27 protein-coding genes are annotated in these 26,560 nt (G+C 68.7%); 11 read left to right on the forward strand and 16 right to left on the reverse strand.

The features are described from left to right. Window positions 1–20: 20 nt before the first annotated feature. The gene (locus RJ03_RS09025) at window positions 21–1,205 is read right to left on the reverse strand and encodes a citrate synthase (RefSeq protein ID WP_036500108.1); all 1,185 of its coding nucleotides are present in this window, start codon (window positions 1,203–1,205) and stop codon (window positions 21–23) included. Window positions 1,206–1,259: 54 nt separating this feature from the next. On the opposite strand from RJ03_RS09025, the gene RJ03_RS09030 reads away from it, so the two are divergent. Continuing rightward, the gene (locus RJ03_RS09030; RefSeq protein ID WP_036500110.1) at window positions 1,260–2,348 is read left to right on the forward strand and encodes a DUF2332 domain-containing protein; all 1,089 of its coding nucleotides are present in this window, start codon (window positions 1,260–1,262) and stop codon (window positions 2,346–2,348) included. A 131-nt stretch (window positions 2,349–2,479) separates the two neighbouring features. Here RJ03_RS09030 and RJ03_RS09035 read toward each other — a convergent pair whose 3' ends face one another. Further along, window positions 2,480–3,907 carry an FAD-binding oxidoreductase gene (locus RJ03_RS09035; protein ID WP_051024484.1) on the reverse strand — a complete coding sequence of 476 codons (1,428 nt, stop codon included), beginning with the start codon at window positions 3,905–3,907 and terminating at the stop codon, window positions 2,480–2,482. Window positions 3,908–4,401: 494 nt separating this feature from the next. Beyond that, complete coding sequence (locus RJ03_RS09040; protein ID WP_036500112.1) at window positions 4,402–5,700, reverse strand: glycosyltransferase; 1,299 nt, start codon at window positions 5,698–5,700, stop codon at window positions 4,402–4,404. Window positions 5,701–5,791: 91 nt separating this feature from the next. Between RJ03_RS09040 and RJ03_RS09045 the strand changes: the two genes are divergently transcribed. After that, window positions 5,792–6,430: a TetR/AcrR family transcriptional regulator gene (locus RJ03_RS09045; RefSeq protein ID WP_036500113.1), complete on the forward strand. Its 639-nt coding sequence runs from the start codon at window positions 5,792–5,794 to the stop codon at window positions 6,428–6,430. A 155-nt stretch (window positions 6,431–6,585) separates the two neighbouring features. Further along, complete coding sequence (locus RJ03_RS09050) at window positions 6,586–7,692, forward strand: 4Fe-4S binding protein (RefSeq protein ID WP_083870692.1); 1,107 nt, start codon at window positions 6,586–6,588, stop codon at window positions 7,690–7,692. Window position 7,693: 1 nt separating this feature from the next. Here RJ03_RS09050 and RJ03_RS09055 read toward each other — a convergent pair whose 3' ends face one another. The 4 genes from RJ03_RS09055 to RJ03_RS09070 all read right to left on the reverse strand — a co-directional run bounded on the left by RJ03_RS09055 (window position 7,694) and on the right by RJ03_RS09070 (window position 11,087). Further along, window positions 7,694–8,320, reverse strand: a complete 627-nt coding sequence (locus tag RJ03_RS09055) for a DedA family protein (protein WP_036500115.1) — start codon at window positions 8,318–8,320, stop codon at window positions 7,694–7,696. Between the two features lie 53 nt (window positions 8,321–8,373). After that, window positions 8,374–10,113: a hypothetical protein gene (locus tag RJ03_RS09060; RefSeq protein WP_245552224.1), complete on the reverse strand. Its 1,740-nt coding sequence runs from the start codon at window positions 10,111–10,113 to the stop codon at window positions 8,374–8,376. A gap of 156 nt (window positions 10,114–10,269) precedes the next feature. Continuing rightward, window positions 10,270–10,536, reverse strand: coding sequence for a hypothetical protein (locus tag RJ03_RS09065; RefSeq protein ID WP_036500119.1), 267 nt, complete (start codon window positions 10,534–10,536; stop codon window positions 10,270–10,272). Continuing rightward, a complete protein-coding gene (locus RJ03_RS09070; RefSeq protein WP_036500121.1) occupies window positions 10,533–11,087 on the reverse strand; it encodes an RNA polymerase sigma factor in 555 nt (184 codons plus the stop codon). The genes RJ03_RS09065 and RJ03_RS09070 overlap by 4 nt, the downstream gene beginning before the upstream one ends. A gap of 280 nt (window positions 11,088–11,367) precedes the next feature. Between RJ03_RS09070 and RJ03_RS09075 the strand changes: the two genes are divergently transcribed. Both RJ03_RS09075 and RJ03_RS09080 read left to right on the forward strand, forming a co-directional pair. Continuing rightward, window positions 11,368–12,036 (forward strand): trimeric intracellular cation channel family protein, encoded by a 669-nt coding sequence (locus tag RJ03_RS09075; RefSeq protein ID WP_036500123.1) that lies wholly within the window; start codon window positions 11,368–11,370, stop codon window positions 12,034–12,036. Beyond that, window positions 12,036–13,298 carry an amidohydrolase gene (locus RJ03_RS09080; RefSeq protein ID WP_036500125.1) on the forward strand — a complete coding sequence of 421 codons (1,263 nt, stop codon included), beginning with the start codon at window positions 12,036–12,038 and terminating at the stop codon, window positions 13,296–13,298. Before RJ03_RS09075 ends, RJ03_RS09080 begins: the two co-directional genes overlap by 1 nt. Window positions 13,299–13,321: 23 nt before the next feature. Here RJ03_RS09080 and RJ03_RS09085 read toward each other — a convergent pair whose 3' ends face one another. Continuing rightward, window positions 13,322–13,795: a DUF6194 family protein gene (locus tag RJ03_RS09085; protein ID WP_036500127.1), complete on the reverse strand. Its 474-nt coding sequence runs from the start codon at window positions 13,793–13,795 to the stop codon at window positions 13,322–13,324. A 95-nt stretch (window positions 13,796–13,890) separates the two neighbouring features. Here RJ03_RS09085 and RJ03_RS09090 point away from each other — a divergent pair, with 95 nt between their 5' ends. Then, window positions 13,891–14,586, forward strand: a complete 696-nt coding sequence (locus RJ03_RS09090; protein ID WP_245552225.1) for a MerR family transcriptional regulator — start codon at window positions 13,891–13,893, stop codon at window positions 14,584–14,586. 231 nt (window positions 14,587–14,817) lie between these two features. On the opposite strand, the gene RJ03_RS09095 is transcribed toward RJ03_RS09090, so the two are convergent. After that, on the reverse strand, window positions 14,818–15,237 hold the full coding sequence (locus RJ03_RS09095) for a group I truncated hemoglobin (protein WP_036500129.1): 420 nt from the start codon (window positions 15,235–15,237) through the stop codon (window positions 14,818–14,820). A gap of 262 nt (window positions 15,238–15,499) precedes the next feature. Continuing rightward, complete coding sequence (locus tag RJ03_RS09100; protein ID WP_036500131.1) at window positions 15,500–16,174, reverse strand: NADPH-dependent F420 reductase; 675 nt, start codon at window positions 16,172–16,174, stop codon at window positions 15,500–15,502. 90 nt (window positions 16,175–16,264) lie between these two features. Here RJ03_RS09100 and RJ03_RS09105 point away from each other — a divergent pair, with 90 nt between their 5' ends. The 4 genes from RJ03_RS09105 to RJ03_RS09120 all read left to right on the forward strand — a co-directional run bounded on the left by RJ03_RS09105 (window position 16,265) and on the right by RJ03_RS09120 (window position 20,416). Further along, window positions 16,265–16,651 carry a winged helix-turn-helix transcriptional regulator gene (locus RJ03_RS09105; RefSeq protein ID WP_198163892.1) on the forward strand — a complete coding sequence of 129 codons (387 nt, stop codon included), beginning with the start codon at window positions 16,265–16,267 and terminating at the stop codon, window positions 16,649–16,651. Window positions 16,652–16,685: 34 nt separating this feature from the next. Then, entirely contained in the window at window positions 16,686–17,786 is a 1,101-nt protein-coding gene (gene gcvT, locus RJ03_RS09110) for a glycine cleavage system aminomethyltransferase GcvT (RefSeq protein ID WP_036500136.1), read from the forward strand. A 244-nt stretch (window positions 17,787–18,030) separates the two neighbouring features. Then, window positions 18,031–19,131: a branched-chain amino acid aminotransferase gene (locus tag RJ03_RS09115; protein ID WP_036500139.1), complete on the forward strand. Its 1,101-nt coding sequence runs from the start codon at window positions 18,031–18,033 to the stop codon at window positions 19,129–19,131. Between the two features lie 304 nt (window positions 19,132–19,435). Next, entirely contained in the window at window positions 19,436–20,416 is a 981-nt protein-coding gene (locus tag RJ03_RS09120) for a formylglycine-generating enzyme family protein (protein WP_083870693.1), read from the forward strand. A 111-nt stretch (window positions 20,417–20,527) separates the two neighbouring features. On the opposite strand, the gene RJ03_RS09125 is transcribed toward RJ03_RS09120, so the two are convergent. The 6 genes from RJ03_RS09125 to RJ03_RS09150 form a co-directional block, all read right to left on the reverse strand. Continuing rightward, on the reverse strand, window positions 20,528–21,136 hold the full coding sequence (locus RJ03_RS09125; protein ID WP_036500142.1) for a TetR/AcrR family transcriptional regulator: 609 nt from the start codon (window positions 21,134–21,136) through the stop codon (window positions 20,528–20,530). An 89-nt stretch (window positions 21,137–21,225) separates the two neighbouring features. Further along, window positions 21,226–21,948, reverse strand: a complete 723-nt coding sequence (locus RJ03_RS09130) for an ABC transporter ATP-binding protein (protein WP_036500145.1) — start codon at window positions 21,946–21,948, stop codon at window positions 21,226–21,228. After that, complete coding sequence (locus RJ03_RS09135; protein WP_036500148.1) at window positions 21,945–23,069, reverse strand: ABC transporter permease; 1,125 nt, start codon at window positions 23,067–23,069, stop codon at window positions 21,945–21,947. The genes RJ03_RS09130 and RJ03_RS09135 overlap by 4 nt, the downstream gene beginning before the upstream one ends. A 182-nt stretch (window positions 23,070–23,251) precedes the next feature. After that, window positions 23,252–23,965: an MBL fold metallo-hydrolase gene (locus RJ03_RS09140; protein WP_036500151.1), complete on the reverse strand. Its 714-nt coding sequence runs from the start codon at window positions 23,963–23,965 to the stop codon at window positions 23,252–23,254. Between the two features lie 104 nt (window positions 23,966–24,069). Beyond that, on the reverse strand, window positions 24,070–25,041 hold the full coding sequence (locus RJ03_RS09145) for a carbohydrate kinase family protein (RefSeq protein ID WP_036500154.1): 972 nt from the start codon (window positions 25,039–25,041) through the stop codon (window positions 24,070–24,072). A gap of 102 nt (window positions 25,042–25,143) precedes the next feature. Next, window positions 25,144–25,494: a HesB/IscA family protein gene (locus RJ03_RS09150; protein ID WP_036500157.1), complete on the reverse strand. Its 351-nt coding sequence runs from the start codon at window positions 25,492–25,494 to the stop codon at window positions 25,144–25,146. Window positions 25,495–25,782: 288 nt separating this feature from the next. Between RJ03_RS09150 and RJ03_RS09155 the strand changes: the two genes are divergently transcribed. Beyond that, complete coding sequence (locus tag RJ03_RS09155) at window positions 25,783–26,475, forward strand: DUF3043 domain-containing protein (protein ID WP_373281685.1); 693 nt, start codon at window positions 25,783–25,785, stop codon at window positions 26,473–26,475. The last annotated feature ends 85 nt before the right edge of the window (window positions 26,476–26,560 follow it).

Consider the following 26,560-nt stretch of genomic DNA (forward strand, 5'->3'; position numbering starts at 1 on the left):
CGATCCGCCGGTTCGTGATGTCATCGGTGTCGTGGGACCGCGCGAGGGCGGATGAGCGTCCCGGATTCGTACTCCTCCATCGCGTGAGCCAGCCAGCCCGCCGTTCGCGCGACGGCGAAGATGATCTCGCCCGCACCGGGAATCATGCCGAACACCGTGGCGAGAACGCCGAGGCCGAAATCGCTGTTGACCGCGGGTAAGCGCCGGTGCCGCAGTTCAGCCGAAATTGCCTCGGCCACAAGCAGAACCGGATGATCCGGTGCGAGCGTGCGGATCGCATCGACCAGGTAGGTGCCGCGTGCGTCGCCGGAGCGGTAGACGGCGTGGCCGGCGCCGGGAATGCGTTCACCGCGACGCAGACGCTCGTCCAGCGCCGTGGGTACGGCGCGGGGGTCGGTGATATCGGCGAGCATCCGCTCCACCGCCAGCGAGGCGCCGCCATGCATGGGACCACCGAGAACCCCGAGACCGCAGCCGACGACGGCGTACGGGTCGGCGTGCGCCGACGCCGCGATCCGGGCCGCGAAGGTGGAGGACGCCAGCTCGTGATCGGCCAGCAGCACCATTGCCGCGCACAGTATTCGCAACTCGTCGTCATCGGCGGGCGCGGTGGCGGACAGTCGTGACCAGAGCATCGCGGCGGCGGAGCGGCCGACCGGGAGGGACAGCTGCGGGAGGGCCCCGATCATGCCGGCGATCACGGCGCGCGCGATGGTGACCACGGTCGCGCGATCGCGGTGGAAACGCAGCGGATCGCCGACGGCCAAGGTGGTGACGATGAGTTGCAGCCGGTCGATCGGCAGCAGGCCCTCGGGCAGGCCGGCCTGGGTAGCGCGGGCAGCTGCCACCGCCTTCTCGGAGGCTTTCCAGGGGCCGCTGTCGGTGAGGTCCCCCTCCCACAACCACTCGGCGACGGCCTCGAAGCTGTGCGATGCGGCCAGTTCGACGGCGTCGCGACCGCGGAAGTACGGCCGGTCGGCGCCCAGGGTGGTGATGCGGGAGGCGATATCGATTTCGGTCGGCGCGGGCTTACGGCGCGGTTTACCCCGCCGGGCCAGCTCCTCGATCTCCGCCGGATCGAACAGGCTGCGCCGCCGGACCGGGTCGTAGCGACGTTTCAGCACCCCGCGGCTGACGTAGGCGTACAGGGTCGCTGGCTTCACCCCGAGCCGTTCGGTCGCGTCGGCGGTGTCCATCCACTCCATGGGTTGACCATAATCAATATTGATTACGGCTGTGCGGCGGCGCACAGTTCACTCATGCATCTGGTATCGCAATTCGAGTTGCAAGCCAAGGCCTGCGACAAGCTCGGTTCACCGCTGTACGGCTCCCTGCTGCGCGACATCGCGCGCGATATCGACGATCGCGGACCCTGCGCCGCGGTTCTGGAGGGCTACGAGGACATCGACTTCGATTCCGCGGTGCCGTTGCGCTTGCTGGCCGGCGTGCACGCCTTGGTATTGTCCGGCGCCGCAAGCGATCTCGCTCCCTTCTATCCGAGCTCGGGAGCGTCGGTGCGGGCCCACGATCCCGCCGGCGCGTGGGCTCCGTTCCGGCAGGTCGTGGCCGATCGGGCCGAGTGGATTCGCGACTGGCTGACTCGTCCGCCGCAGACCAACGAGGTCGGGCGGGCCGTTCCGCTGCTGGCCGGGCTGCTCGCGGCGGTCGATGCGATGCCGCTGCCGATCCGATTGCTCGAGCTGGGTGCCAGCGGCGGACTCAACCTGCGCGCCGACCATTTCCGCTGGGACAGTGGCGATATCGGCTGGGGGCCGCAGGATTCACCGGTCACGATCGCGGACGCGTGGCGGGGGCCGGTCCCGCAGTGGCTGGCCGGTGCGGTGCGACGCCATCCGCAGGTCACGGTCGTCGAGCGACGCGGGTGCGATCCGACGCCGCTGGATCCGTTGTCGCCGCGCGACGCGCTCGCATTGCGTGCCTATGTCTGGCCGGATCAGCAGGCGCGGGCGGCCCGGCTCGACGGAGCGTTGCGACTGGCGGAGAAGATCCCCGTCGATATCGCCGTGACCGGGGCCCGGGACTTCCTCGCCGGCATCGAGGTGGAGCCCGGCACGCTGACCGTCGTGTGGCATTCGGTGATGCGTCAATACGTCGGCAAGGACGAATGGCAGGCGGTCTCCGCCGAGCTGGACCGGCTGGCTGCCGCCTCGCGCGCCGACGCCGGATTCGCTTGTGCGGCTTTCGAACCCCAGAACAACTCCGACGATCGCAACGGCTTCCGGCTCACCGTCCGGATCGGCGACAACGAGCCGGTGATCCTCGCCCGTGCGATGCCGCACGGCGTCCCCACGTTCGCCTACCCGCTCGACGATCCCGGCACGGTGTAGTGGTGGGAGACGGCACGGCCGGCCCCTTCGGCAGGGCGATGCGGCGCTCGGTGCAGCGCGGCCGCCGCCCATTCCCCGGCTGCACCCCTCCGGCAGCCGAGGAGGCGGCTGTTCCATTGAACGGGAAATACTCAGGCCCCGTGAGTGTTTCGCACCGAATGATTCGCGTGAATGACATCCGCGGCGTCCCAGCGGTCCTTCGCGGCTACCCATCGCGGCAGGTCGGAGCCGAACAGGCGCTCCGGGGCCGCTGCGCTTTCGGTGAAGCTGCTGATGTCACGATCCGATCGGACGGTGGCGACGGCAGCCGTCAGCGCCCGGAACCCGGTTGCGGCCGCTTCGGCCGCGCCCGGGGCGGGAACGACGGCGACGGCGAACAGGAGTGCGGCGGATCCGCGGGTCGGGCTCGCTTCGGTGCGGTCGAGGGCGCCGCCGAGGTGGCGCAGTTCGATCGAGGTGAGTGTGTCGGCGGGACCGTCGGTCACCGCGGTGACGATCGCGTCCACCACCTCCGCGGGGAGCGTCCGGAGCAGCGCGCTGCGCCCGAGTGCCGGGACCGGAACCGGCGGATCCATATGCAGACCGGCGAGCGTCGACGGTGCGACGACATCGAATGTGTCGACAAGCGGGGACAATTCACGTAGCGGCGCGAGCAGATCGTGTGCCGTCGCCGCGTCGGCTTGTATCACGGCCTCGATGATCGCGAAGGCCCGTCCGGCGAACATCGGTGGGGCGTCGGGAGCGTCGGGGAAGCGCAGTACTCGTACCACGGAGGTCACGGTTTCGGGCATCGTCGCGGTCCATGCCGTCCAGGCGTGGAAGATGTCGCGGGTCGATTCGACCGGCCAGAACAAGGCGCCCGCGACCACGTCATCGATGGCGTGCAGTCGCAGTGTGAGCGCGGTGATCACCGCGATATCGGCGCCGGCGAGGGCCGAATCGAACAGGTCGTCGCCGGCGCGAACACGGCGGATCACCCCGTCGCCGGTCACGAGTTCGAGTTCGAGAACCGAGGCTCGGGCGGGGCCGTGTGAGCGCGCGAACCAGCCGAGGCCGCCGCCCAGCACGAGGCCGACCACGCCGACGTCCGCGGCGAAACCGCCGACCGGTACGAGGCCCGCGGATGCCGCGGCGGCCGTGAGATCGGCGCAGCCGGCGCCGGCGTCGACCTGTGCGATGCGTGCGTCGGCGTCGATCTCGATCCGGTCGAGTGCGCCGGTGCGCAGCAGGATCGTGCGTGTGAGGTCGCCCAGCGGGGTGGCGTTGTGGCCGGTGCATTGCGGCGCGACCCGCAGTCCGAGCGCTGCGGCGGCGCGGACGGTGAGTGCCACGTCGTCGGTGGTCGCCGCGGTCACCACGGCGATCGGTCGCTGGTCGGCCAGCAATTGCCATGCGGCGCGGGCCTGATCCCATTCGGCATCCGCGGGTCGGATGAGGGTGCCGGACAGTGCCGCCGCGAGGTCGTCGAGGCCGCGAAAGATGTTCGGTAACCCAGCGTTTCGATCGGCGACGCCGGGTCTGCTGTTCGCGCGGCGGAGGGCTTCGTGTGGGAGGGTCATGATTTCTCCTGTTGGGTTGCGGTCCGAAAAGGTGCGACGGATCGTCCGGCCTGCTGCGGAAAGTGTGGGTCGGATGAAGCGAAAGATCATGTGGTCGAGTAGAACTGGCCTTGTGCGGCGATGTGAGATATGTGGTGCCTTGCGATGATCGGTTTGTCGCAGGTTGCACGGCTGGACGGGCAGCATCGGCCGTGGTGATTCAGGGCGGTTTCGAGCCGGGAGTCCTCGCGAAAGGATCGTCTACGTCCGGGCGCGGGCCGGCGCTTCTGAGGCGGGAGAAGAGGATTGGGAAGCAAGCGGGGGACAGTACGAGTGGCGGACGCGTAAACCGCGTGGGGTTCTCAGTCCGGTCGGCTGGGCGTCGAGCGACCGGATCCAGCTTCCGAGGCTGATTACTCCGGTATTTCACCGACTCGTAGCAACCAGGTCCGCGCCGCCATGGCCGGTGATCTCGAACGCCGCCACCTCGACTTGATAACCGGACGCCGGTAGCTCTACGCCCGCTGCCGGCCGGCGGACCGCACAGCGTCGGCGATGATGTCATGCACGGCGTCGGGACCGGGCGACCGACGAATCGAGTCGCCGATCTCCTTGGCGCGCAGACGATAACGCTCGTCGGTAAGCGCGGTGCGGACCGCGGCGGCGACCTTGTCCGGCGTGGGATTGTCGGTGCGCAGGTCGATGCCCACGCCGGTCCAGGCCACTCGCGCACTGACCTCCGCCTTGTCCTCGGTGCGGCCCGCGATCACGATCGGTACGCCGTGCTCGAGCGCGTAGTGCACCCCTCCGTAGCCTCCGTTGGTGACGAAGACGTCGGTCTGCGGCAGCAACCGGTCGTAGGGAAGGAATTCGGCGACGCGCACATTGGCGGGCAGGTCGTTCGGCAGTGTGTCGACCGGTCGTCCGCCGGTGCTGACCACGACGATCACATCGTCGTGGGCGAGTGCGCGCACCGTGGGTTCGATCAGATTCCATTCGCCGGTGGCGACCGTGCCCTGTGTCACGTGCACGACACGGCGGCCGGCGAGATCGTCCCACCACTCGGGCACCGGGATCGCCGACGGCCGCGACCGGGCCACCGGCCCGACGAAATGCACGGTGTCGGGCAGGCCGCGGCGCACGTACTCGAATTCGGGGACGGTGAACTGCACGATGTGGTCGGCTCCGGCCGGCCAGTCGAGGAAGAACCGCGGCAGTGCGCGACCGGTCTCGGCGCGCGCGATCTCGTTCGCGAAGCGCTGAACGGGAGCGAACACGCCCTTCTCCGCGCCGAGGGTGAGTACCGCGTTGCGCAGGCGCCCCAGCGGTCCGCGCATCGGTGCGATCCCGAGACCGAACGGCGCGACGTCCGGATGCTTCAGCGCGAGCGGCAGAATGCCCAGATTGACCAGCAGTGGCCGTTCCGCGCGCGGAATACCGCTGAACACCGCGGCGGCGGCGAACATCGACTCGGCGAGAACGGCATCCGTGGGCTCGGCGGCGAGGGCCTCGCGGACCGCTCGCAGCTGGGCGGGCACCGGACGGAGGAAGATCTCGATCATGTCGTAGCGAATCCCAGCGGGGCCCGACAGTCCGCGACGGCCCGGGAAGGCCGCGTCGATATCGCGATCGTCGTAGTCAGCCTCGGGTGGAAGGGGCAGGAATTCGGCGCCGGTGGCCAGGACGTCGTCGCGGAAGCGGGTGCCGGTGAGGAACCGCACGCGGTCACCTGCGGCGATGAGTGCCTCCGCGACGGACAGCAGAGGCGTGACATGGCTGCGCACGGGTGTGGCGGTCAGGAGAACGGAGGTCATGGGCAGGTCTTCCCGAGTGTGAAGCGAAGTAAGATTGGTGACACCAATGAAGTATTAACTACCTCGCCGGGGTAGTCAATTAGGAATTGAGATGAGCGACAAGACCGCAACACGGACCTATCGATCCGCCCTGCGCAGCGAACAGGCCGCGGCCACCCGCCGCCGTGTGCTCGAGGCCGCGGCCGCCTGCTTCGTGGAGCGCGGCTACAGCGGCACGTCGCTGTCCGATATCGGGTCGCGCGCCGGAGTGTCGACCGAGACCGTGAAGGCCAACGGCCCCAAGCGCAATCTGCTGCTGGGCGCCTTCGAGCAGGCCTTCGCGGGAGAAGAGGGGGAGGCGCCGGTATCGGACAGCGATGCCGCGGCCGAGGTCAACGCCATCGCCGACCAGGAGGGTTTCCTGCGGGCGGCCGCCGGGTTCGTCGCCGCGGCCAACGCCCGCACCAGCGTGCTGTGGACGGAGTTCCTGAGCGCCGCGAACGCCGATACCGCCGTCGCCGAGGCGCTGGCCGGACTGCTGACGCGCCGCAAACAGGACTACCGCAACGTGATCGGCATGTTGCTCGAACGCGGAATAGCCCGAGACGGCATCGATCCCGAGACCGCGGCCGACGAGCTGTCCTTCCTCTGGTCGCCCGAAAGTCACCAGCAGCTCGTGCTGCAGGGCGGATGGAGTATGGAACGCTACGAACAGTGGCTCGTCGCCGCTGTCCGGCGCCAATTCGGCTGAGGTTCGAAAGCCATTGCTGTGCAGTGATCTTCGAGTCGGGATCGGGTTGCGTTTCGATAACGTCTGCTGCCGCGGCGATTACCGGCGATGAATTCCGGGGACCGGATCCGTCTATCTCTTCGAGGCCATACGTCTCGTGGAGATAGGAGGGCGCGATGTCGTCAACTGACCGGGAGCCGACCGAGGCAGGGCGTTACGCGGAGCATCCGACCGTGAAAAACCTTGCCGTCCAAAGGCGAAAGGCACCCGATCCGGTGCTGACCGCCGCGCGGCTGCGCGAGATCTGTCTCGCCGCCGGTGCCGACGACGTGGGCTTCGTCTCCGTCGAGGATCCGAAGGTCGCGGAGGAGCGCGAGCACGCGCGCGGCATCCTGCCGTCCGCCCGCACCTTCGTGGCCTTCTGCATCCGGATGAACCGCGACAATCTGCGCAGCCCGATGCGTAGCCTCGCCAATGCCGAATTCAACCATGCCGACGACGAGTCGAACGTGGTGTCGCGGCGCATCACCCGGGCCCTCGAGGAGGCCGGCTATCGCGCGGTCTACCCGGCGCCCGGCTATCCGATGGAGGTCGAACAGTTCCCGGGACGGATATGGGTGCTCGCGCACAAGGTGGTGGCCGAGGCCGCGGGCCTGGGCGTCATGGGCATTCACCGCAACGTGATTCATCCGAAGTTCGGCAACTTCATTCTGCTCGGCACCGTGGTGACCGACGCCGTCGTCGACGAGCCGAGTACGGCACTGGACTTCAGCCCGTGCCTGGAATGCAAGTTGTGCGTCTCCGCGTGCCCGGTCGGCGCGATCACCAACGACGGTGGTTTCGATTTCCAAGCCTGTTACACCCACAACTATCGGGAGTTCATGGGCGGCTTCACCGACTGGGCCGAAACCGTCGCCGACAGCGCCGGCCGCGACGACTACCGCGAGCGCGTGACCAGGGGCGAGTCGTTCTCGATGTGGCAGAGTCTGTCGTTCAAACCCAACTACAAGGCCGGCTACTGCATGGCCGTATGCCCGGCCGGTGAAGACGTGATCGGTGCCTTCATCGACGACCGGAAAACGCATCTGGACGAGGTGGTGCGTCCGTTGCAGAACAAATCCGAAACCGTCTATGTGCTACCGGGATCCGCGGCCGAGGAACATGTGACGCGCCGGTTCCCCAACAAGACGCCGAAGCCGGTCGGCAACGGTTTCGGCGACGAGGTCAACGATCTGCTCGATCAGATCGGGCCGCGCCCGCGGCGGGGGAATACCTCGGAATGACTTATGCGCGTTTACGCAGCTGCCCCAGCAGCGGCAGCATCGACACCACGACGATGACCGCGACCGCCGGCAGCAGATATTTGTCGACATTCGGCACCGACGCCCCTAGCCAATAACCCAGCAGGACCAGACTCTGCGACCACACGATCGCGCCGACGATCTGCCACAGCGTGAACGTGCGGGTGGGCACGTCGAGCACACCGGCGACGGGGCTGATGACCGTCCGGACCATCGGCACGAATCGGCCGATCACGATCGCCCGGCGCGCGCCGTACCGGTCGAGCCAGCGTTCGCCGCGGGCCACGACGGTGTGCAGGCGGGAGTTCGACGTGCGCTGGAGAACGGCGCGGCCGCCGTGCTTGCCGAATGTGTACCCGACCTGCGCTCCGACGATCGAACCTATTGCGGCACAGAGCAATACCTGCCACAGGATGAGGTGGGGTCCGGAATGGGGCCCGCCCGCGCACAGGATGCCGGCGGGGAAGATCAGGGTGTCGCCCGGAAGGAAGAAGCCCACGACCAGCAACCCGGACTCGGCGAAGGTCCCGACCAGGACGGCCAGCGCGCCGAAGTTGGCCAGCAGGGAGGATCCACTCGTCGGGTTGAGTGCGGTCCACGTGCCGGTCACGAGACAACCGTAACGGTTTGCCGGATTCGGGGTGGGGAACGGCGTCCGTCGCGCTAGGAAGCGTTCCCCGCCCGGCTGCGCTCCACCGTCTGACCCGGTCGCAGCACCGTTCCGCAGTCACCGGTCTTCTGGTAGTCGGACAACAGATGCGGCAGGACCTCGCTCGAGTACCGGCGCAGTTGCGTGAGCTGTTTGTCGCCGCGCACCACATCCTTGCGGACCCAGTCCTCGTCCGGGCTGGCGGTGTTCTGCGACTGCTGGATCCGGTAGTAGTCGCGGTCCATGCGCGGATCGACGGTCAGTCCGTTCTGCATCCAGACGCCGTGGGTGTGGACGAAGGTGGGCTTCAGGTCCTCGAAGACGTAGTCGGACAGGCCGATGTCGGCCTTGCCGGCGTAGATGTCCGCGATCCGCGCGTCGGCGAGTCCGGCCATATCGATCAGCCGGAGTCGGGAGGTCAGTGCGCTTCCGCCCATGTCGGGCGCCAGCAGTGTGCCCTGCTGCAGGTCGAGGATGTCGGCGTAGCCGTTGAAGTAGCGGCCGAAGCGAAACGCGATCCAGCACAACGGGATATCCGAATCTGCCCGATAGGATCGCGCGGCATCCGCCAGGGCCACCCCGGACGGGATCATGGCGGCGACCAGCGTCAGCGCGACCAGCGCCCGGCCCCGGGCACGCAACCGGGCCAGCACCTCCGTCGCCGAGAGCGCGACGACGAGCGCGGCGAGCGCCCACACCGGAGTGGCGAACCTGAACTGCTCCATCCAATCCGGTTGCAGCACACAGTAGCCCGTAATCGCCAGCGTCAGCGGAACCAGCAGGGCGACCAGGCCGTGACGGATTCTGCCCGGGCCCGCCAGGGCGAATCCGACCACGCCGACGGCCGCGACCACGGCGGGTGCGCCCGCATACTGCACCAGATCGCCGGCCCTGGTCAGGTCGTGCACGGTCGGCATCGCCTGATTCTTGGCGACCGCAGTATTCGCGACGAGCCGGCCGAACTCGGTGATCCGCCACACCAGATACGCCCCGAACGGAATCGCGAACGCCACAACGGAATACACCACGTGACGCACGGCGACGGGCCAGGTGGCACGACGAACGAGGATCACCGAAACCAGGGGGTACGCGGCGAGGTAGATCAGGCCGTCGGGGCGGGTCAACGCCGCGAACGCCGCTAGCGCACCGGCGGTTACCGCCACCGTGGGTGTCCACAATCGGTCGTCCAGCACCGCCAGGAACAGGCGGACGGCGAGGGCGCATGCCGCCAGCGCGAAGAGTGAGTTCTCCAGGCCGGAGAAGCACCAGATCACGAACGACGGAATCGCGGCGAGCACGGCACCGGTGACGAAGGTCACCACCGCGGGCCATCGCGACACCCGCCGCGCGGCGACGTAACAGCAGAGGAGGATCCCGGCGCAGCACAGGGCCGCGATCGCCTTGGGGTAGAAGACGAAATCGGGAATGCCGAACAGGGAGCCGGAGTCGAACAGGCCGCACCATTTGCCCAGCACCAGCACCGCGAGCCAGGTGGGATCGGAAAATCCTTCCACCGGTTGCGCCCCGGGTTGCAGGACCGGCCCCGCCCCCTCGGCGACACTGCGTGCGTAGGCGAACGTGATTCCGGCGTCGTCGACCAGCCAGATGCCGTACTGCGCCGCCTGCCACACCAGTAACAGCACGCCGCTCGTCACCGCGGCCGCCGCGCCCCACCATGATCGCCCGCGTCGCTGCCGCGGGTTCTCCCGCCGCGGGCCGGAGGTTTCCGGCCGCGCTGTTACTACCTCAACCATTCACCGAAACCCATACTCGAAAGATTCGCCAAGGGGCGCAACGACTTTTGCGTCCCTCGGTGATCACTTCTACAGCTGTCGGTCGATCTTGAATCCGCGTGCCGACGGCTGTCAATCCGGCGAGACCGGCCAGAGATGGGGAAGGGTGGGTAGCGGTTACACGCGCATCCGGCACCGGCCTTCCACGCACTGTCGTTCGATTCTGCCGCGTGACACCGTCTGCGCCAGGCCGATGAGCCAGCAGGTCGGGCAGCCGCGCAGCGCGACCACCCCGGCAGGCAGCAGGAGCAGGGCGGTCAGCCCCGCAACGGGGATCAGCGCGATCGATCCGGCGATCAGGCCGAAACCGAGCAGCCCGCGTGCCAGGTGAACGGGGACCGAGCGGCTGGCGAACGTTTTCTGCTGTCCGGCACCGTCGTTCATGGCCGCAGACCTCGATCCGGCATCCCGAGTTCGGCGCGAACGGCGGCACGCGCTCGGTGCAGCCTGGATTTCATTGCCGCCGTGCTCAATCCGAGCGTGCGGGCTACCATGCTGCCCGGCAGTCCTTGCACATCACGCATGATGAGGACTCGACGCTGATCGGCGGGCAGGGCGGCGATCGCGCCGGCGACCCGTTCGATCTCCAGCCGGGCCAGCACATCGTCCTCCGCCGACGCCGCCGCGACCTCCGCATCCGGTTCCCGGTGCGCGGCGGTGCGTATCCGCCGCAGGCATTCGTTGCGCACGATGCGGAACATCCACGAGGCCAGCGCACCCGCCGCCCGCAGCGTGCCGATCTTGCGGAACAGGACCAGCATCGCCTCCTGCGCGGCGTCCTCGGCGTCCTGACTGGTCGCGCACAAGGAACGGGCGAAGCGCTGGACGTGGGGATAGGAACCGGAAACCAGTGCGGCGATGGCGGACTCGTCGCCGTTGCGGGCCGCCGTGACCAGATGTTCCTCGGGCCACGCCGATCTCGTGCACTCAGCCACGGTTACGCCTCCGTCGCAGGACCAGCATGCAGCTGCACAGTAGTACGGCCGCGACCACCACGGCGATGACGGCGACAACCATGTCGACTCCTTCGATTCCGCGGGCCGGTTGCCCGCACGGATATGAGAGCGATCGCGGACGGGAAAGGATTCACGCTGTTTTCGCGTGAAGGTGCCGAGGCCGGTCGGGCGACGGCGGCCCGCCGGTTCCCGGGCGATTCGCTGACCGGCGGGTACCGTGCCGATAGCGGATGCGGATATCGCGGAAGGAACGGGGTCGATGGCGGCAGTGTCGGATACCGTCCCCGAATTGCTGCGCGCGCTGGATCTGACCGGTGTGTTCGCCAACGCGATGCTCGGCGGGGCGGTGGCGCGCACGTTCCGGTTCGACCCGATCGGATTCGCCGTGCTGGCCACCGCGTCGGGACTCGGTGGCGGCATCATCCGCGACACGCTGCTGCAGCGGGGGACGCCGGTGGCGCTGGTCGACTACACCTACCTGCTGACCGCCCTGATCGGGGCGCTGATCGCCTTCGTGTTCCGATTCGAGGGCCGGTTGTGGGATCGGCTGTTTCCCTGGGTGGACTCGCTGGCGCTGGGCTGCTGGGCGGCGGTCGGTGCGCAGAAGACGCTCGAAGTCGGGCTCGGGTGGTTGCCGGCGGTGTTGCTGGGGACGACGACGGCGGTCGGGGGCGGAGTGGTTCGCGATCTCGCCGTGGGGCGGGTGCCGACGATTTTCGGGGGTAACACGCTGTATGCCACGTGTGCGTTGCTGGCCAGTGCGACACTGGTGATCATCTGGTATTCCGGGCACGTGACGGCGGGTTCGATCGCGGCGACCGTGGTCGGAGCGGGGCTGTGCCTGCTGGCGCGGTGGCGGGGATGGATGTTGCCGGAGCAGATGAGTTGGCCGGAGCGGTTGCGTTACGGACGGCGAAAGGAGAGGTAATGGCCTCGACTACGCAGGAAGCAGCGGTATTGGCCGGGCTGGACGGAATCGGCGGGTGGCAGGACGAATTCTACCGCGACCTGCACGCCAATCCGGAACTGTCGCATCAGGAGCACCGCACTGCCGGACTGATAGCCGAAAAGTTGCGGTCATGGGGGTGCGAGGTGCGCGAGGGCGTCGGCGGAACCGGGGTGGTCGGGATCCTGCGCAACGGTGACGGCGCCGGCGTGCTGTTGCGTGCCGATATCGACGCCTTGCCGGTGCGGGAATCGACCGGATTACCCTATGCCAGTTCGGTTTCCGCCACCGACGCCGGCGGGCACGAGGTCCCGGTGATGCACGCCTGCGGCCACGACGTGCACGTGACCTGCCTGCTCGGCGCGGCGCAACTGTTCGCCGAACACACCGATCACTGGCAGGGCACGCTCGTCGCACTGTTCCAGCCCGCCGAGGAGGTCGGCGACGGGGCGCGCGGGATGGTCCAGGACGGTCTGGCCGAGCTGCTGCCGAAGGTCGATGTCGCGCTGGGCCAGCATGTCCTGCCCGCGCCGGCCGGGATAGTCGGAACCGGCGGCGGGCCGATGCTGGCCGCCGCCGACAGTATGCGGATCACCGTCTACGGGCGCGGCGGGCACGGCTCGATGCCCCAGGCGACCGTCGATCCGGTGGTGCTCGCGTCGATGATCGTGCTGCGGTTGCAGATGGTGGTCTCGCGCGAGGTGGCGCCGACCGAGACCGCGGTGCTGACCGTCGGCAGCATCACTGCCGGAACCAAGAGCAACGTCATCTCCGATCATGCTGTGCTGCAACTGAATGTGCGCACCTACAGCGAATCGACCCGCACCACGATCCTCGACGCGATCCGCCGGATCGTCACCGCCGAATGCCAGGCCTCGAACTCCCCGAAGGACCCGGAATTCGAACTGTTCGACCGATTCCCGGTGACCGACAACGACGCCGAGACGACCCGCCGGGTCGCGGCCGCGTTCACCACTCACTTCGGCGACCGCGCCGTGGAACTGCCACGGCAGAGTGCCAGTGAGGATTTCAGCGATATCCCGAACGCCCTCGGCGTGCCCTACACCTATTGGGGCGTCGGCGGCATCGACCCGGAGACGTTCCAGGCAGCGGCGAAGGCGGGACGGATAGCCCAGGACATCCCGGTCAACCACTCGCCGTCCTTCGCCCCCGTCATCGAGCCCACACTGCGGACCGGGACCGAAGCGCTGGTCGTGGCCGCGCTGGCGTGGTTGGGCAAGTAGGTGACCGTCGGACGATGACGACATCAGTTGTCGGCGTGGGATTCTCGACGTTCATATCGGGTGCGGGCGATGTGGTGGGCGCGCTGGAGGAGGTCGGTGACCGTGGTGGCGGTGTGCGGGCCCGGGTTCACTACGGCGAGCCAGCCCTGGGCGCCGTAGACGGGGTGGGGGAACAGGGTGTCGGGGATGCTCGGGTCGGCCGGGTTCGCGGCGTGGTCGTGCGGGGTGTGGCCGGTCAGCGCGGTGAAGGCCGCTTTGCCCGCGAAGATGTTGAGGCGGAACGTGTTCGGGCGGTCCAGGCGGGATGATTCGTCGTCCGGATAGTTCTTGGTGACGATGGTGGCGAAGGGCTGGGTGCGGGGGACTACGCCGTCGGGGGCGTAGTAGAAGAAGGTGTCGCCCCAGCTGATTTCGGGGGTGCCGTCGCCGGGCCGGGGGTGCAGCGTCAGCACGCCGCCGAGGTTTTCGACGAAGTCGATGATCTCGTTGATGTCCATACCTCTAGCGTTTCATTCATGTGCTTGTGGAGACTTCATCCTTCGGAATGGCAGGTCAGCTGGTGGTAAGTCGCAAAACCACTGTTCTACGGACCGTGGATGTGGCGCGGCGGGCCGGCTGTTCCGTTCAGCAGGTACGCAACCTCGAACGCGACGGTGTGCTGCCCGCGGCCGAGCGTGGTCCGTCCGGGTATCGCACATACCGTGAGGTGCATGTGCTGTCGGCCCGCGCGTATCGGCTGGTGGCGGCGGCCGTCGGCCCCGCCGAGGCGAGAGTTGTTCTGCGCGAGGCACATTCCGGGCAGCAGTTGCCAGTGCTGATGGATGCCGCGCACGCCCGCCTCGACGCGCAGCGCCGGGAACTGCGGCTGGCGCAGCGAGCAGCCGAAGCGATCGCGGAGGAACCGATCGGGGATGCGAAGCCCGCCGACTCCATGACGGTGTCCGAACTGGCGGGCGCGCTCGGTGTGCGGCCGTCGGCATTGCGGCACTGGGATGCGGAAGGGCTGGTCGTGCCCGGCCGGGCCGGGGCGCGCGGTGCGCGGCTGTACGCGCCGGAGGATGTGCGCGATGCGCGGATCGCGCATCAGCTCCGGCTCGCCGGATATCGCATTCCGGCACTGCGCGACCTGCTGTCCGCCCTGCGAACCTTTCGAGGTGATGGTGTGTCGGCCGCACTCGCCGCGCGGGAGGCCGAGATCGACACGCGCTCCGGGGCGTTGTTCGAGGCGGCCGCCCTGCTGTTCCGGATCGTCTCCTCGTCCGGGGAGGACTCCGGCGAGATCGGATAAGTGGTCACCGGCAATGTGTCTTCCGCGGTCGGCTACGGGTCGTCTGTCGGAGACTGTCCGGTGCGTGTGTCGCTCGGCCGCCGCCGATCCTGTGCGCGGGCAGGCGCGAGCGGCGGCCGATCCTGCGAGGTCACCCGCGCGGCGAGGTCCCGCCGATAGTCGCGGCCCCGGGGGAGCGGTGTGCCTGCGCAGGGAGGTGGGGCTCTCTCGCCGGCAACCCGCGGGTGCGGCTTATGAGACGGGTGCGTCGGAGGCGATTTCCGGTGCCAAAGGTGCGATGGCGCCGATGATTTCGCCGAGGGTCGGCTCTTGAACCCCGGCGGCCACCAGGGCGTCGGTGAGGTGGGCGGCGACGAGGGTGAAGTGGTGCATGGTGATGCCGCGGCCCTGGTGCACCTGCTTCATCGCGGCGCCGGTGTACGGCTCGGGACCACCGAGGGCAGCGGCGAAGAATTCCACCTGGCGGCCCTTCAACCGCGACATGTTGGTGCCGGTGAAGAAGCCGGCGAGCTCTTCGTCGGCGAGGACGCGGACGTAGAAGTCCTCGACGACGGTTTCCAAGGCCTCGTGCCCGCCGATCTGCTCGTAGATCGACGGTGCGGGCGCGGGCGGAGCTGCGGACGATTTCGAGAAAAGTGACGAGATTCGCATGAAAACAGCAAATCAGCGGCGTGTTTCACCTCCGTTAGTTATGTGTCGCCGACCGATTGCCCCGTGTAGAAAGACGGTTGCTCCGAACTCACACTCGCCGCGGCCGGGCTGCGAGGTTTCTCTCGCTGCGATGACGAGCCAGCGGTCCGGATGCGCGACCGCCTCGATCTTCGTCCGCGCCGTGTGGCCGGCCGCTCCGGATCCCGGTGCGCGAGCCCGGCGCCGTGACGCCGGAACCCGCACAACCTCCGCGCGCATGGAACTACTGGGTCGGCATGGCGGGCACCGCCCGGCTCGGATCCACGCCGGAGAAGGCCAGCGAGATGACGAAACCGGCGGCCTCCTCCAGTTGACGTGCGCGGTCCAGACCGCCCAGCACCACCGGTTCGGCGCCGACGTCGCGGACCAGTTGTTCGGTGATCTCCAGCGCGGCCGGGTCGTCGCCGCAGATCGTGACCGACGGCGGCAGCTGAGTCGTTCCGGCATCTGCGGATTCGGCCGCGGCCCATTGTTCGCTCGGGAACAGATGGAACGCCTTGACCACCCGGGCGCCCGGCGCGAGTTCCGCCACGCGCTGTGCGTGCGAGGCGCCCGGCGGTAGCCGCAGCACGCCGACGCCGTGGTCGATCGCATTGGTCGCGTCGATGACGGTGACTCCGGACAGCGCGCCGCCGGGAGCGCCGACCGCGCGCAGAATGTCCTCGACTCCGGTGTGGGCGACCGCCAGCAGCACCGCCGCCGTGCCGGCTCGTGCGCCCGCTGGAACCGCCGCAATCTCCGCCAACGGCACCGCCCGCGCGCCCGCACCCAGCCCCTGCGCGAGTTGCCGGGCCTTCTCCACCGATCGCCCGGCCACGGTGATGTCGTGTCCGGCGGGCGCCCATCGGCGGCCCAATGCCCCGGCCAAGGTGCCGGTGCCGAGAATCGTGATGTGCATCGTGTTCTCCTTCGACGTGTCGATCCGGCGCTACCGTAGGGGAGCCGATACGCACCGATCGGTGCGCGACGGATGGGTGATCATCACGGGATGAGCGGTTACGACGAGCATGCGGGCGAACTGGTCGCCGACTGCCGATTGCGCGCGGCCACAGACCTTTTCGCGCACACCTGGGATCCGGTGGTGCTGGTCGGACTGCTCGGCGGGGCGCGCCGGCGCAGCGAATTACGGGCCGAGATCGGCGGGATCAGCGACAAGGCGCTCACCGAGGCACTGCGCCGGCTGCTCGGCCACGGCCTGATCGAGCGTCAGCGCTACGCGCAAGCTCCGCCCCGGGTCGAATACGCGCTGACACCGCTGGGGCTGAGCCTCGTCGAGGGGCCGATGCGCGCGCTCGGCGAGTGGATCGAGGTTCACGGCGACGCACTCTTGGATGCGGGCGAGCCCGATGGGGAGCGCCAGGAAGAACCGGCGTGAACCACTGGCGGACGACGCTCGATAAGCTCGCCGGGTGACCGACGAGACGCTGCAGCAGGGCCCCATCCACGCCGTCCACGCGGAGCTGGGCGCGACCTTCGCCCCGTTCGGGGGGTGGGAGATGCCGGTGCAGTACGCGGGCACCGTCGCCGAGCACACCGCCGTGCGGACCACCGTCGGTGTTTTCGATGTGAGCCACCTCGGTAAGGCGACCGTGCGCGGCGCGGGGGCGGCGGCATTCGTGAACGCGGCGCTGACCAACGATCTCGGCCGCGTCGGGCCCGGAAAGGCGCAGTACACGCTGTGCTGCACCGAGCAGGGCGGGGTGATCGACGATCTGATCGCCTACTACGTCTCCGACGACGAGATCTTCCTGGTGCCGAATGCGGCCAATACGGCCGCGGTGGTGGCGCAGTTGCGCAAGGCGGCGCCGGAGGGCATCACGATCACCGATGAGCACCGCGAGTACGCGGTCTTCGCGGTGCAGGGCCCGAAATCGGCGGAAGTGCTTGCCGCGCTGGGGCTTCCGACCGATATGGAGTACATGGCGTTCACCGATGCCGAGTGGGACGGGCGTCCGGTGCGCGTCTGCCGGACCGGATACACCGGCGAGCACGGCTATGAACTGCTGCCGCGCTGGGCCGATGCCGAGGCGGTTTTCCGCGCGCTGACGGCGCAGGTCGAGGCCGCGGGTGGGCAGCCGGCCGGACTGGGTGCGCGCGACACCCTGCGCACCGAGATGGGTTATCCGCTGCACGGCCACGAGCTCTCGCCGGAGATTTCGCCGGTGCAGGCCCGCGCCGGCTGGGCGGTCGGCTGGAAGAAGCCGGAGTTCTGGGGCAAAGCGGCACTGACGCAGGAGAAGTCGGCGGGTCCGCGGCGAATCCTGCTGGGGCTCAAAGCTCTCGATCGCGGCGTGCTGCGGCAGGGGCAGACGGTGCTGCGTGGAGAGGAGACGGTCGGCGAGACCACCTCGGGCACCTTCTCACCGAGTCTCAAGGTGGGCATCGCGCTGGCGTTGCTGAATACCGACGCCGGACTGGAACCGGGCGACGAGGTCACCGTCGATGTACGCGGCCGCCGCCTGCGCGCCGAGGTGGTGCGCCCGCCGTTCGTGACACCGCACACCTCTTGAACCGGGTCGCGAACCCATGCACGTGACGGAAATCATGATGTTTCCGGAGTGAAGTGTCCGGTGACCGGTATGTGCGCTGCACGACGGCGCCGGGCAAGCTCGCTGGGGTGGGGCGGATGGCTCGTATCGGACGCCGTCAAGGGGGTATTACGCCGCGATTGTCCGGTTTCCTGGCCGCTGCCCGGCGGTTCTCGACGCAGGTCCGAGCATCGGTGCCGAGGGCCGCAGTTCTAGTATCGAGGTCATGACAGTCGCCGCACAGTTCACTCGTACCCCGCATCCCGCCCCGGTTCCGGCGGATCGGCGCACGGAGATTCTGGCGGCGCCCGGGTTCGGTCGCTACTTCACCGACCACATGGTGTCGATCGACTACCTCGACGGGCAGTGGACGAACGCGCGAGTCGAACCGTACGGGCCGCTGTCGCTGGATCCGGCGACCATGGTGTTCCACTACGGTCAGGCCATCTTCGAGGGCCTCAAGGCGTATCGGCAGGCCGACGGCAGTATCGCCACCTTCCGCATCGATGCCAACGCGGCGCGGTTCCAGCGGTCGGCGCGGCGGCTGGCGATGGCGGAGCTGCCGGAGGAGCTGTTCATCGAATCGGTGCGCCAGCTGCTCGAGGTCGACGCGGACTGGGTGCCGGCCGCCGGTGGTGAGGAGTCGCTGTATCTGCGGCCGTTCATGTTCGCCACGGAGGCGGGGCTGGGCGTGAAGCCCGCGTCCGGCTACAAGTACCTGCTGCTGGGTTCGCCCGCCGGAGCGTACTTTCCGCGTGGCGTGAAGCCCGTGCGGGTGTGGCTGTCCACCGAATACGTGCGTGCCGCCCCGGGCGGTACCGGCGAGGCCAAGGTCGCCGGCAACTACGCGTCCTCGCTGCTCGCGCAGCAGCAGGCCACCGACAAGGGCTGTGATCAGGTCGTGTGGCTCGACGCCTGCGAGCGCAAGTACGTCGAGGAGATGGGCACCAACAACCTGTTCTTCGTCTACGGTTCGGGTTCCGAGGCCCGGTTGGTCACCCCGGAACTGTCGGGTTCGCTGCTGCCGGGTATCACCCGCGACAGTCTGCTGACCCTGGCCGCCGACTCCGGTTATCCGGTCGAGGAACGCAAGGTGTCGGTCGAGGAATGGCGCAAGGGCGCCGAATCCGGTGAGATCACCGAGGTTTTCGCGTGCGGCACCGCCGCGGTCATCACCCCGGTCGGCTGGGTGCAGTCCGCCGAGGGCGAATTCGAGATCGGCGGCGGGGAGCCCGGCGAGGTCACCATGGCGCTGCGCGACACGCTGACCGGAATCCAGCGCGGCACGTTCGCCGACAACCACGGCTGGTTGCGCACCCTGGCGTGACACAGCCGGGGAACGGGCTGCGGCGCCGGGCCTTTCGGCACGCGCCGTAGCCGCGCACCGGAACCGGCGCGCCCAGCCCGGGGCCGCAGCTTACGTGCCGGCGATCGTCGCGCCGCGTGCGCGATACGGTCGCGGCGGTGCGCCTCATCCGCCGAGGGTGAATTCGTTATCCCTCCTCCACAGCCGTCCGAACAGTTGCCGAATACTGCCCACGACGGGGCGAACGGCGCTGTACCGTCGGGTCAGCGAACGATCGGCTAACGCTGCTGGTGTTGTCGTTTCGGACAATGAGGGAGAGGAAGTCATGCCACATCGCACCGACTCCGGCACCCGCCAAGCCTGCTGCGCACCCTCCGCGGACAAGAACGCCGAGCCGACCGGGCACGGCGAGGACGCCGCGCGGTCGGCCGGGGGAGATCGCCGCGGCGACCTCGAGCTCGCGCTGGTCGCCGTTCCCGGTGGCACCTTCACCATGGGAGACGAGAGCCGCTGGGCCTATCCCGGCGACGGCGAGGGGCCGTGCCACCCGGTCACCGTCGACGCCTTCGCCATCGGCCGGTACGCGGTGACCAATGCCGAGTTCGCCGCATTCGCCGCCGACACCGGCTACCGCACCGATGCCGAGAAGTACGGCTGGTCGTTCGTCTTCGCCGGGTTGCTGCCGCCGGATATGCCGCCCACCCGTGCGGTGGTCAACGCCCCCTGGTGGCGGCAGGTGGAGGGCGCGGACTGGGCTCATCCGTTCGGGCCCGACTCCGATGTCGGCGCCCTGGCCGACCATCCCGTCGTCCATGTCTCCTGGGAGGACGCCCGGGCCTTCTGCACGTGGTCGGGCACGCGGCTGCCCACCGAGGCCGAATGGGAGTACGCCGCCCGCGCCGGATCCACCGGCCCGTTCCCCTGGGGCGAGGACTTCGAGCCGGACGGGCAGCGGCAGATGAACGTCTTCACCGGCGAATTCCCCCGCACGGCCCCCGGCGTGCACCTCGGCACGATGCCCGTGAATGCTTACGCTCCCAATGGTTTCGGGCTCTACAACACCACCGGAAACGTGTGGGAGTGGTGTTCGGACTTCTTCTCACCGGACTACTATCGGCACAGTCCCGAGGCGAATCCCACCGGACCCGATCTCGGCCGCGACCGGGTGATGCGAGGCGGATCGTATCTGTGCCACCTGTCCTACTGCCGCCGCTACCGGGTCTCGGCGCGGCAGGGCAGCGAGCCGGTCTCCTCGACCGGGAATCTCGGTTTCCGGGTGGTCGCCGATTCCCCTCCCGCACGCTGACGCCAGTACCCGGCGCCGGCGCGGACTCGTACTCGTCCGGCGGGGTTCCGCACGATCACGGTAGAGCGGGGATGACCGCGTGCCGTCACACGTTGCGGTGAGATCGGCGGGCTAGGTGCCGCCGGAGGGGCGCGAGACGGACGCGGTGTGAACGAGGTACGGACTCAGCAACTCTCGGACGCTCGTCGCCACGGTGTCGACGGGAGTGTGGTTTTCCACCAGGCGGGAGGCGGTGTGGACGACGGCATTGATCAGTTCGGCGGTGGTGGCCGGATCGGGTGCGCCGAGTTCGGTCAGCGCGTCGAGCAGCGGTGTGCGGAGTTCGTCGTGGATGGCGCGGCCCTGGGCGGCGAGGGCGTCGGCGGCGACGTAGGTCGAAAGCCCTTGGACCACTGCGTGTTCGCCCTCGTCGACCAGTTCGAGGTTGGCCATCGCGTAGGCCAGGACCTTGCCGCCGGGGTCGCCGGCCGCGGCCATGCGTTCGGCGATCCGTGCGCTCCAGCGGGGGAGTGCGTCGGCCAGGACCGCCTCGAACAGTTCGTCTCGCGAGCCGAAATACTGATACACGCTGGGCCGGGCCAGACCGGCGCGGGCGGCCACCTCGGCGAGGGTAGGCGCCGCACCGGTCTGTTCCGAGAGGATCGCGCGGGCGGCGTCGAGGAGGGCACGTCGCTGCGCCTGCCGGTGTTCCGCGACCGTTGCCGCCTGAATTCTCGGCACGACACCTCCTTCTCGCACGACCGGGCCTGGGTCCGACCCTAGCGACAGTGCTATCACACCCCGTCGCGGTGACGGGGTGTGGCGCATGCTCAGCGCTCGGGAGTGAGGCGGCCGTCGACCATGTGCAGGACGCGGTCGCAGCGGTCGAGGATGTCGTGGTCGTGGGTGACCATGACGGTGGCGACCGCCGCCGCGCGGGTTTCGCGGGCCAGCAGTTCCACCACCTCCGCGCTGCGGGCGCGATCGAGGGCGGCGGTGGGCTCATCGACCAGCAGGACTCGCGGTGAGCCGATGAGTGCGCGGGCGATGCCGACGCGCTGGCGTTCCCCGCCGGACAGTTGCTCCGGACGCCGATCGGCCTTCGCGCCCATCCCGACCGCATCGAGCAATTCCTGCGGATCGCGCCGGGCACCGGTGAGCCGGGCGATCAGGCGCAGTTGATCGGCGGCCGTGAGCGCGGGCAGCAGGTTGCCCGATTGGAAGACGAAACCGATGTGGCGCAGGCGGAATCGGGTGCGGGCCCGGGCGCCGAGGGCGGCGAGATCGGTGCCGCCGATGCGGACCCGCCCCGCGTCGGGCGTGGTGAGCCCGCCCGCCACCGCGAGCAGACTCGATTTGCCCGAACCGGAGGGGCCGATGATCGCGACGAATTCCCCCGGCGTGACCGACAGGTCAATGTCGTCCAGCGCGGTCACCGTATCGGCGCCGTCGCCGAGGGTGAGCGCTACGCCGTCGAGTTCGAGGCCCGTCAGGTCGCGGTCGTGCGAATCGTCCTGTGCCGCAGCGGCTTCGTGTGTGGTGAACAGACTCATCGATTGGCTCCCAGGGCCGCGAGGGGATCGATTCTGGTGACGCGCACGATGGCGGCGGCCGCGCCCAGCACGCCGAGCAGCACCAGCAGGCCGGCGCCGGTGGCGATGGCCGCGGGATCGAGGGTGAACGGCATACCGTGAATGAATCGGCTGCCGCCGACGGCGATCAGCACTCCGACGGCGGTCGCACCGACCAGCACCACCACGGCCTGAGTCAGTCCGTCCGCGAGCAGGAATCGCGTCGGTGCGCCGATCGCCCGCAACACCGCCAGTTCGCCCGCGCGCTGAATGGTCCACACCAGGAAGAACGCACCGACCACCAGTGCCGAGATCGCGTAGAGGAACACCTTGATCAGCGACATGGTCGCCATCTCCGCCGAGAAGCCGGGGGAGGCGTCGTAGGAGGCGGTGCGCGTCATGGCGGTCGTATCCGCCGCCGCGTCGCCGGCGGCCAGGTCGACAGTCGCACCCGGCCGCGCGCGCAGTGCCACGGCACTGGCCTCGCGGTAGGCCTGCTCCCGCACCTGCTCGCCCGGTTTCACCCCGGCATGGATCTGCTGCCAGGTACGCAGCGGCACATAGGCGACATCGACGTGGCCGAAGGTCTGCTTGCCCGCGGTGACACCGACGATCGTCAACGTGGTGCCGAGCCGATCGATCACGACGGTGTCGCCCAGTCGCGCACCCTTGTCGAGGGCGGTCGCGCTCACGACGATGCCGTCGGGCCGGTCCAGCCGTGCGCCCTGCGCCGGATCCGGGGCCAGGAACGACACCGGATCGACGCCGAACAGGGCGAAGTCGACCGCGACCCCACCCCCGGTCTTGGCGTTGACCAGCGTATTGCCGAAGGGCGCGGCGTCGGCCACGTCCGGCCGGGACCGCCACGCCGCGACCTGCGCGGTGTCGATCGTGCTGCGGGTGAACGCCGAGTCGGTCTTCGTGCCGTGCGCGAAGGCGAAGACGTCGACGGGCAGAGCGCGCAGGCCGGAAACGCCGTCGTCGACCAGTCCGGACGACAGCCCGGACAGCATCACGGTCAGGATCGAGATGAGCGCGACCACGCCGCCCATCAGGCCGAATCTCACTCGCGCGTACCACAGTTCGCGCAGTGCCAGGAACATGACAACTCCTCACGGCTGCCGCCGGGCGGGCCGGCGGCGGGACAGCACCATCTTCCTGACGGTGCGTCGGTAAGATACCAACGCTGCGTCGGTAAAACTGCGCCGGGGTGGTGTATCTGCGCCGGAAATGCGAAAAGCCCTCTCGCGCAAGGCGAAAGGGCTTGTAGGGCGGGTGTGGGTGCTCAGCCGGGCATGAGCATATGCCACTGCTCCAGAGTGGTCGGGCGCATCACGTAGTTGTTCTCGCGCACCGACGACAGGGCCGCGCTGGGTTCTTCGGAGTACCAGTGGCCGGGGTAGACGACCGGGTCGCCGGACAATTCGGCCAGGTGGCGCAGGCTGCGGAACATGGCGTCGGAGTCGCCGCCGGGGAAGTCGGTGCGGCCGCAGCCGTCGACGAACAGCGTGTCACCGGCGACGAGCCGGTCCTCGAACAGGAAGCACTGGCTGCCCGGAGTGTGGCCGGGGGTGTGCAGGAATTCGATCTCGACGCCGCCGACGGCGAGAGTGTCACCGTGATCGTGGCCGGTCAGCTCGCTCGGGGCGATACCGGTGACGTTGGCGACCCAGGACAGTTCCTCGTGATTCACGTGCACCGGAACCTGCACCCGCTCGAGCAGTTCCCTCACTCCGCGCAGGGTGAAACCCATCATCGTGCCGCCGACGTGGTCGGGGTGGTGATGGGTTGCCAGCACGCCCGTCAGCCGCAGGCCGTCGGCCTCGGCGATATCGACCAGATCACCCGCCGCGTACGCGGGATCCACCACCACACATTCGCCGGACTCGCGATCGCCGATCAAATACGAGAAATTGCGCATCTGAGTGGCGATCGGGTCGCCGACGGCCCAGTCCCGGCCCGCCAGCAGCTGACGAAAATATAAACGATCGGATCCCATACGCACACCCTATTGTTCGCCGGCGAACTCCGCGCATCCGGACGCAATGTTGTGAATCCTCACGGCAGTGGGCCGCCGAATGGCTCGGTTATTCGGGGACGGCGTCAGCTCAGCAGCGCGCCGAGTTCCTCCGCCGCCTCCGGTCCGTACGCGCCGCGCAACCGCCGCAGCGCGTCGTCGCGGTCGAGCGACCACTCCTGGGTGCCCACGGTCTCCAGCACGAGCACAGCGGTCAGCGAACCCAGCTGGGCCGAGCGCTGCAGGCTGAGTCCGGCGGTGTGCCCGGTGAGGAAGCCGGCCCGGAACGCGTCGCCGACACCGGTCGGGTCGACCTGCGAAAGTTCCGGCACCACTTCGACATTCACCTCGACACCGTCGCCGTCGACGATCAGCGCGCCCTTGGCGCCGAGGGTGGTGACGCGAATGCCGACCCGGCGGCCGATCTCCTCGGGGGACAGGCCGGTCTTCTGCAGCAGCAGGCCCCACTCGTACTCGTTGGTGAAAAGGTATGTGGCGCCGTCGATCAGGGCGAGCGCCTGGTCGCCGTCGAGGCGGGCCAGCTGCTGGGAGGGGTCCGCGGCGAACGGGATGCCGAGCTTGCGGCACTCCTCGGTGTGGCGCAACATCGCGTCGGGATCGTTGGCGCCCACCAAAACCAGGTCCAGCGAACGGTTTTCGGCCACCTCGGCGATCGAGATGTCGCGGGCCTCGCTCATCGCGCCGGGATAGAACGACGCGATCTGGGCCATCGTCTCGTCGGTGGTGCAGACGAAGCGGGCGGTGTGCGCGGTCTCGGAGATCCGTACCGCCGAGCAGTCGACGCCGTGGCGCTCGAGCCAGTCTCGGTACTCGCCGAAATCGGGGCCGACCGCGCCGAGCAGCAGCGGGTTACCGTTCAGCAGACCCATCGCGTACGCGATGTTGCCGCCGACACCGCCTCGGCGAATCACCAGATCGTCGACCAGAAAACTCAACGACACGTGCTGCAACTGATCGGCAAGCAGGACGTCGGAGAATTTCCCCGGAAATCGCATCAAATGGTCGGTCGCGATGGAAGCGGACACAGCGATGGTCACGAAGCCCGGTCCTTGTCTGTCGAGGGCGGAATCAGCTTTACCGTACCGTGTGCACGACACGGCGCGGAACCTCCGCAGAGATTCCGCGCCGGGTGCAGATCGTCAGTTGAAGCTGTCGCCGCAGGCGCAGGAGCCGGTGGCGTTCGGGTTGTCGATCGTGAAGCCCTGCTTCTCGATGGTGTCGACGAAGTCGATGGACGCACCCTGGACGTAGGGGGCGCTCATCCGGTCGACGGCGAGCTTGACCCCGCCGAACTCGGCGGTCAGGTCACCGTCGAGGGTGCGATCGTCGAAGAAGAGCTGGTACCGCAGACCCGCGCAACCGCCCGGCTGCACCGCGATGCGCAGCGCCAGATCGTCGCGGCCCTCCTGGTCCAGCAGCGCCTTCGCCTTGGACGCGGCGGCGTCGGTCAGGATCACACCGTGGGTGGTGGTCTCGTTCTGCACAGTCATGAAGTCTCCTCGCAGACCCTCGTTACCCGTGAACGTTGTTTCCGTGAACAGCGCACGGCTCGGTAGCTGTCAACGCCACGTCGCGGGTGGCTATTCCAATCTTGCCACTGCGGGCGACGGTGCGGGCCCGTCGGCCCCGGAATTGCCGGTTGTCGGCGGCCGGACGTGCGAATCGCCACACCCGTGAGGCGTGTCGCGGGGTGCAGACCGCCCGGTCGGAGCGGGTTTGCCGGTATGGGTGGTATGACCGATCACACAGGTCTGCGGAGACCGTGTTTCCAGGCCGGTATGCCATCCAATAGCCTGGTCGGCGTGAAGTTCCTGCGCCGTGGCGATGCCAGCACCACCGACGACCACGTCGACGACACGTCGGCCGCGACCCACGACGACACGGCCACGGCAGCGCAGCGGCCCGCACCGACCGCCGGTAAGGGCCGGCCGACGCCCAGACGTCGCGATGTCCAGGGCCGACGGCGCGGTCCGGTTGCGCCCGCGCCGCTGACCGCCAAGGAGGCCCGTGCCCGGCGCAAGGCCACCCGCGGCAACCGCGAGGAACGCAAGGTCGCCTCGGCCGAACGCCGGGCCGCGGCCGCCGATCGCCGCGCCCGGATGCTCGCCGGTGAGGACAAATATCTGCTGCCGCGCGACCGCGGCCCGGTCCGCGCCTACGTCCGCGACCTGGTCGACGCCCGGCGCAACCTGGTCGGACTGTTCATGCCGCTGGCGCTGGTGCTGATCCTGACCATGTTCCTCACGCCGCAGGTACAGGCCTACGTCACCCTCGCGATGATCGTGATGATGCTGTTCATGGTCGCCGAGGGCTTCGTGATCGGCCGCCTCATCAACAAGCGGGTGAGCGAGCGCTATCCCGACGACACCACCTCGAGCTGGTCCCTGGGCTGGTACGCCTTCGTCCGCGCCTCCCAGATCCGGCGTATGCGCGCGCCGAAGCCGCGGGTTTCGCCCGGCGACGCGGTCTGAGTCCGGGTTGTTCCGTGCGAGGGGGCACGATCGCCTTCTCGCGGACAGTCGCGTGTTCGATTGGCGGCGCGGTCGGAAGGGCGGG

The sequence above is a fragment of the Nocardia aobensis NBRC 100429 genome (assembly GCF_000308375.1).
GTDB lineage: Bacteria > Actinomycetota > Actinomycetes > Mycobacteriales > Mycobacteriaceae > Nocardia > Nocardia aobensis.

Coding starts and splice junctions, on each gene's coding strand:
- RJ03_RS09025 (WP_036500108.1), bottom strand. CDS start 1,205: ATGGAGTGGATGGACACCGCCGACGCGACCGAACGGCTCGGGGTGAAG.
- RJ03_RS09030 (WP_036500110.1), top strand. CDS start 1,260: ATGCATCTGGTATCGCAATTCGAGTTGCAAGCCAAGGCCTGCGACAAG.
- RJ03_RS09035 (WP_051024484.1), bottom strand. CDS start 3,907: ATGACCCTCCCACACGAAGCCCTCCGCCGCGCGAACAGCAGACCCGGC.
- RJ03_RS09040 (WP_036500112.1), bottom strand. CDS start 5,700: ATGACCTCCGTTCTCCTGACCGCCACACCCGTGCGCAGCCATGTCACG.
- RJ03_RS09045 (WP_036500113.1), top strand. CDS start 5,792: ATGAGCGACAAGACCGCAACACGGACCTATCGATCCGCCCTGCGCAGC.
- RJ03_RS09050 (WP_083870692.1), top strand. CDS start 6,586: ATGTCGTCAACTGACCGGGAGCCGACCGAGGCAGGGCGTTACGCGGAG.
- RJ03_RS09060 (WP_245552224.1), bottom strand. CDS start 10,113: ATGGTTGAGGTAGTAACAGCGCGGCCGGAAACCTCCGGCCCGCGGCGG.
- RJ03_RS09065 (WP_036500119.1), bottom strand. CDS start 10,536: ATGAACGACGGTGCCGGACAGCAGAAAACGTTCGCCAGCCGCTCGGTC.
- RJ03_RS09075 (WP_036500123.1), top strand. CDS start 11,368: ATGGCGGCAGTGTCGGATACCGTCCCCGAATTGCTGCGCGCGCTGGAT.
- RJ03_RS09080 (WP_036500125.1), top strand. CDS start 12,036: ATGGCCTCGACTACGCAGGAAGCAGCGGTATTGGCCGGGCTGGACGGA.
- RJ03_RS09085 (WP_036500127.1), bottom strand. CDS start 13,795: ATGGACATCAACGAGATCATCGACTTCGTCGAAAACCTCGGCGGCGTG.
- RJ03_RS09095 (WP_036500129.1), bottom strand. CDS start 15,237: ATGCGAATCTCGTCACTTTTCTCGAAATCGTCCGCAGCTCCGCCCGCG.
- RJ03_RS09100 (WP_036500131.1), bottom strand. CDS start 16,174: ATGCACATCACGATTCTCGGCACCGGCACCTTGGCCGGGGCATTGGGC.
- RJ03_RS09105 (WP_198163892.1), top strand. CDS start 16,265: ATGAGCGGTTACGACGAGCATGCGGGCGAACTGGTCGCCGACTGCCGA.
- RJ03_RS09115 (WP_036500139.1), top strand. CDS start 18,031: ATGACAGTCGCCGCACAGTTCACTCGTACCCCGCATCCCGCCCCGGTT.
- RJ03_RS09120 (WP_083870693.1), top strand. CDS start 19,436: ATGCCACATCGCACCGACTCCGGCACCCGCCAAGCCTGCTGCGCACCC.
- RJ03_RS09130 (WP_036500145.1), bottom strand. CDS start 21,948: ATGAGTCTGTTCACCACACACGAAGCCGCTGCGGCACAGGACGATTCG.
- RJ03_RS09135 (WP_036500148.1), bottom strand. CDS start 23,069: ATGTTCCTGGCACTGCGCGAACTGTGGTACGCGCGAGTGAGATTCGGC.
- RJ03_RS09140 (WP_036500151.1), bottom strand. CDS start 23,965: ATGGGATCCGATCGTTTATATTTTCGTCAGCTGCTGGCGGGCCGGGAC.
- RJ03_RS09150 (WP_036500157.1), bottom strand. CDS start 25,494: ATGACTGTGCAGAACGAGACCACCACCCACGGTGTGATCCTGACCGAC.
- RJ03_RS09155 (WP_373281685.1), top strand. CDS start 25,783: ATGCCATCCAATAGCCTGGTCGGCGTGAAGTTCCTGCGCCGTGGCGAT.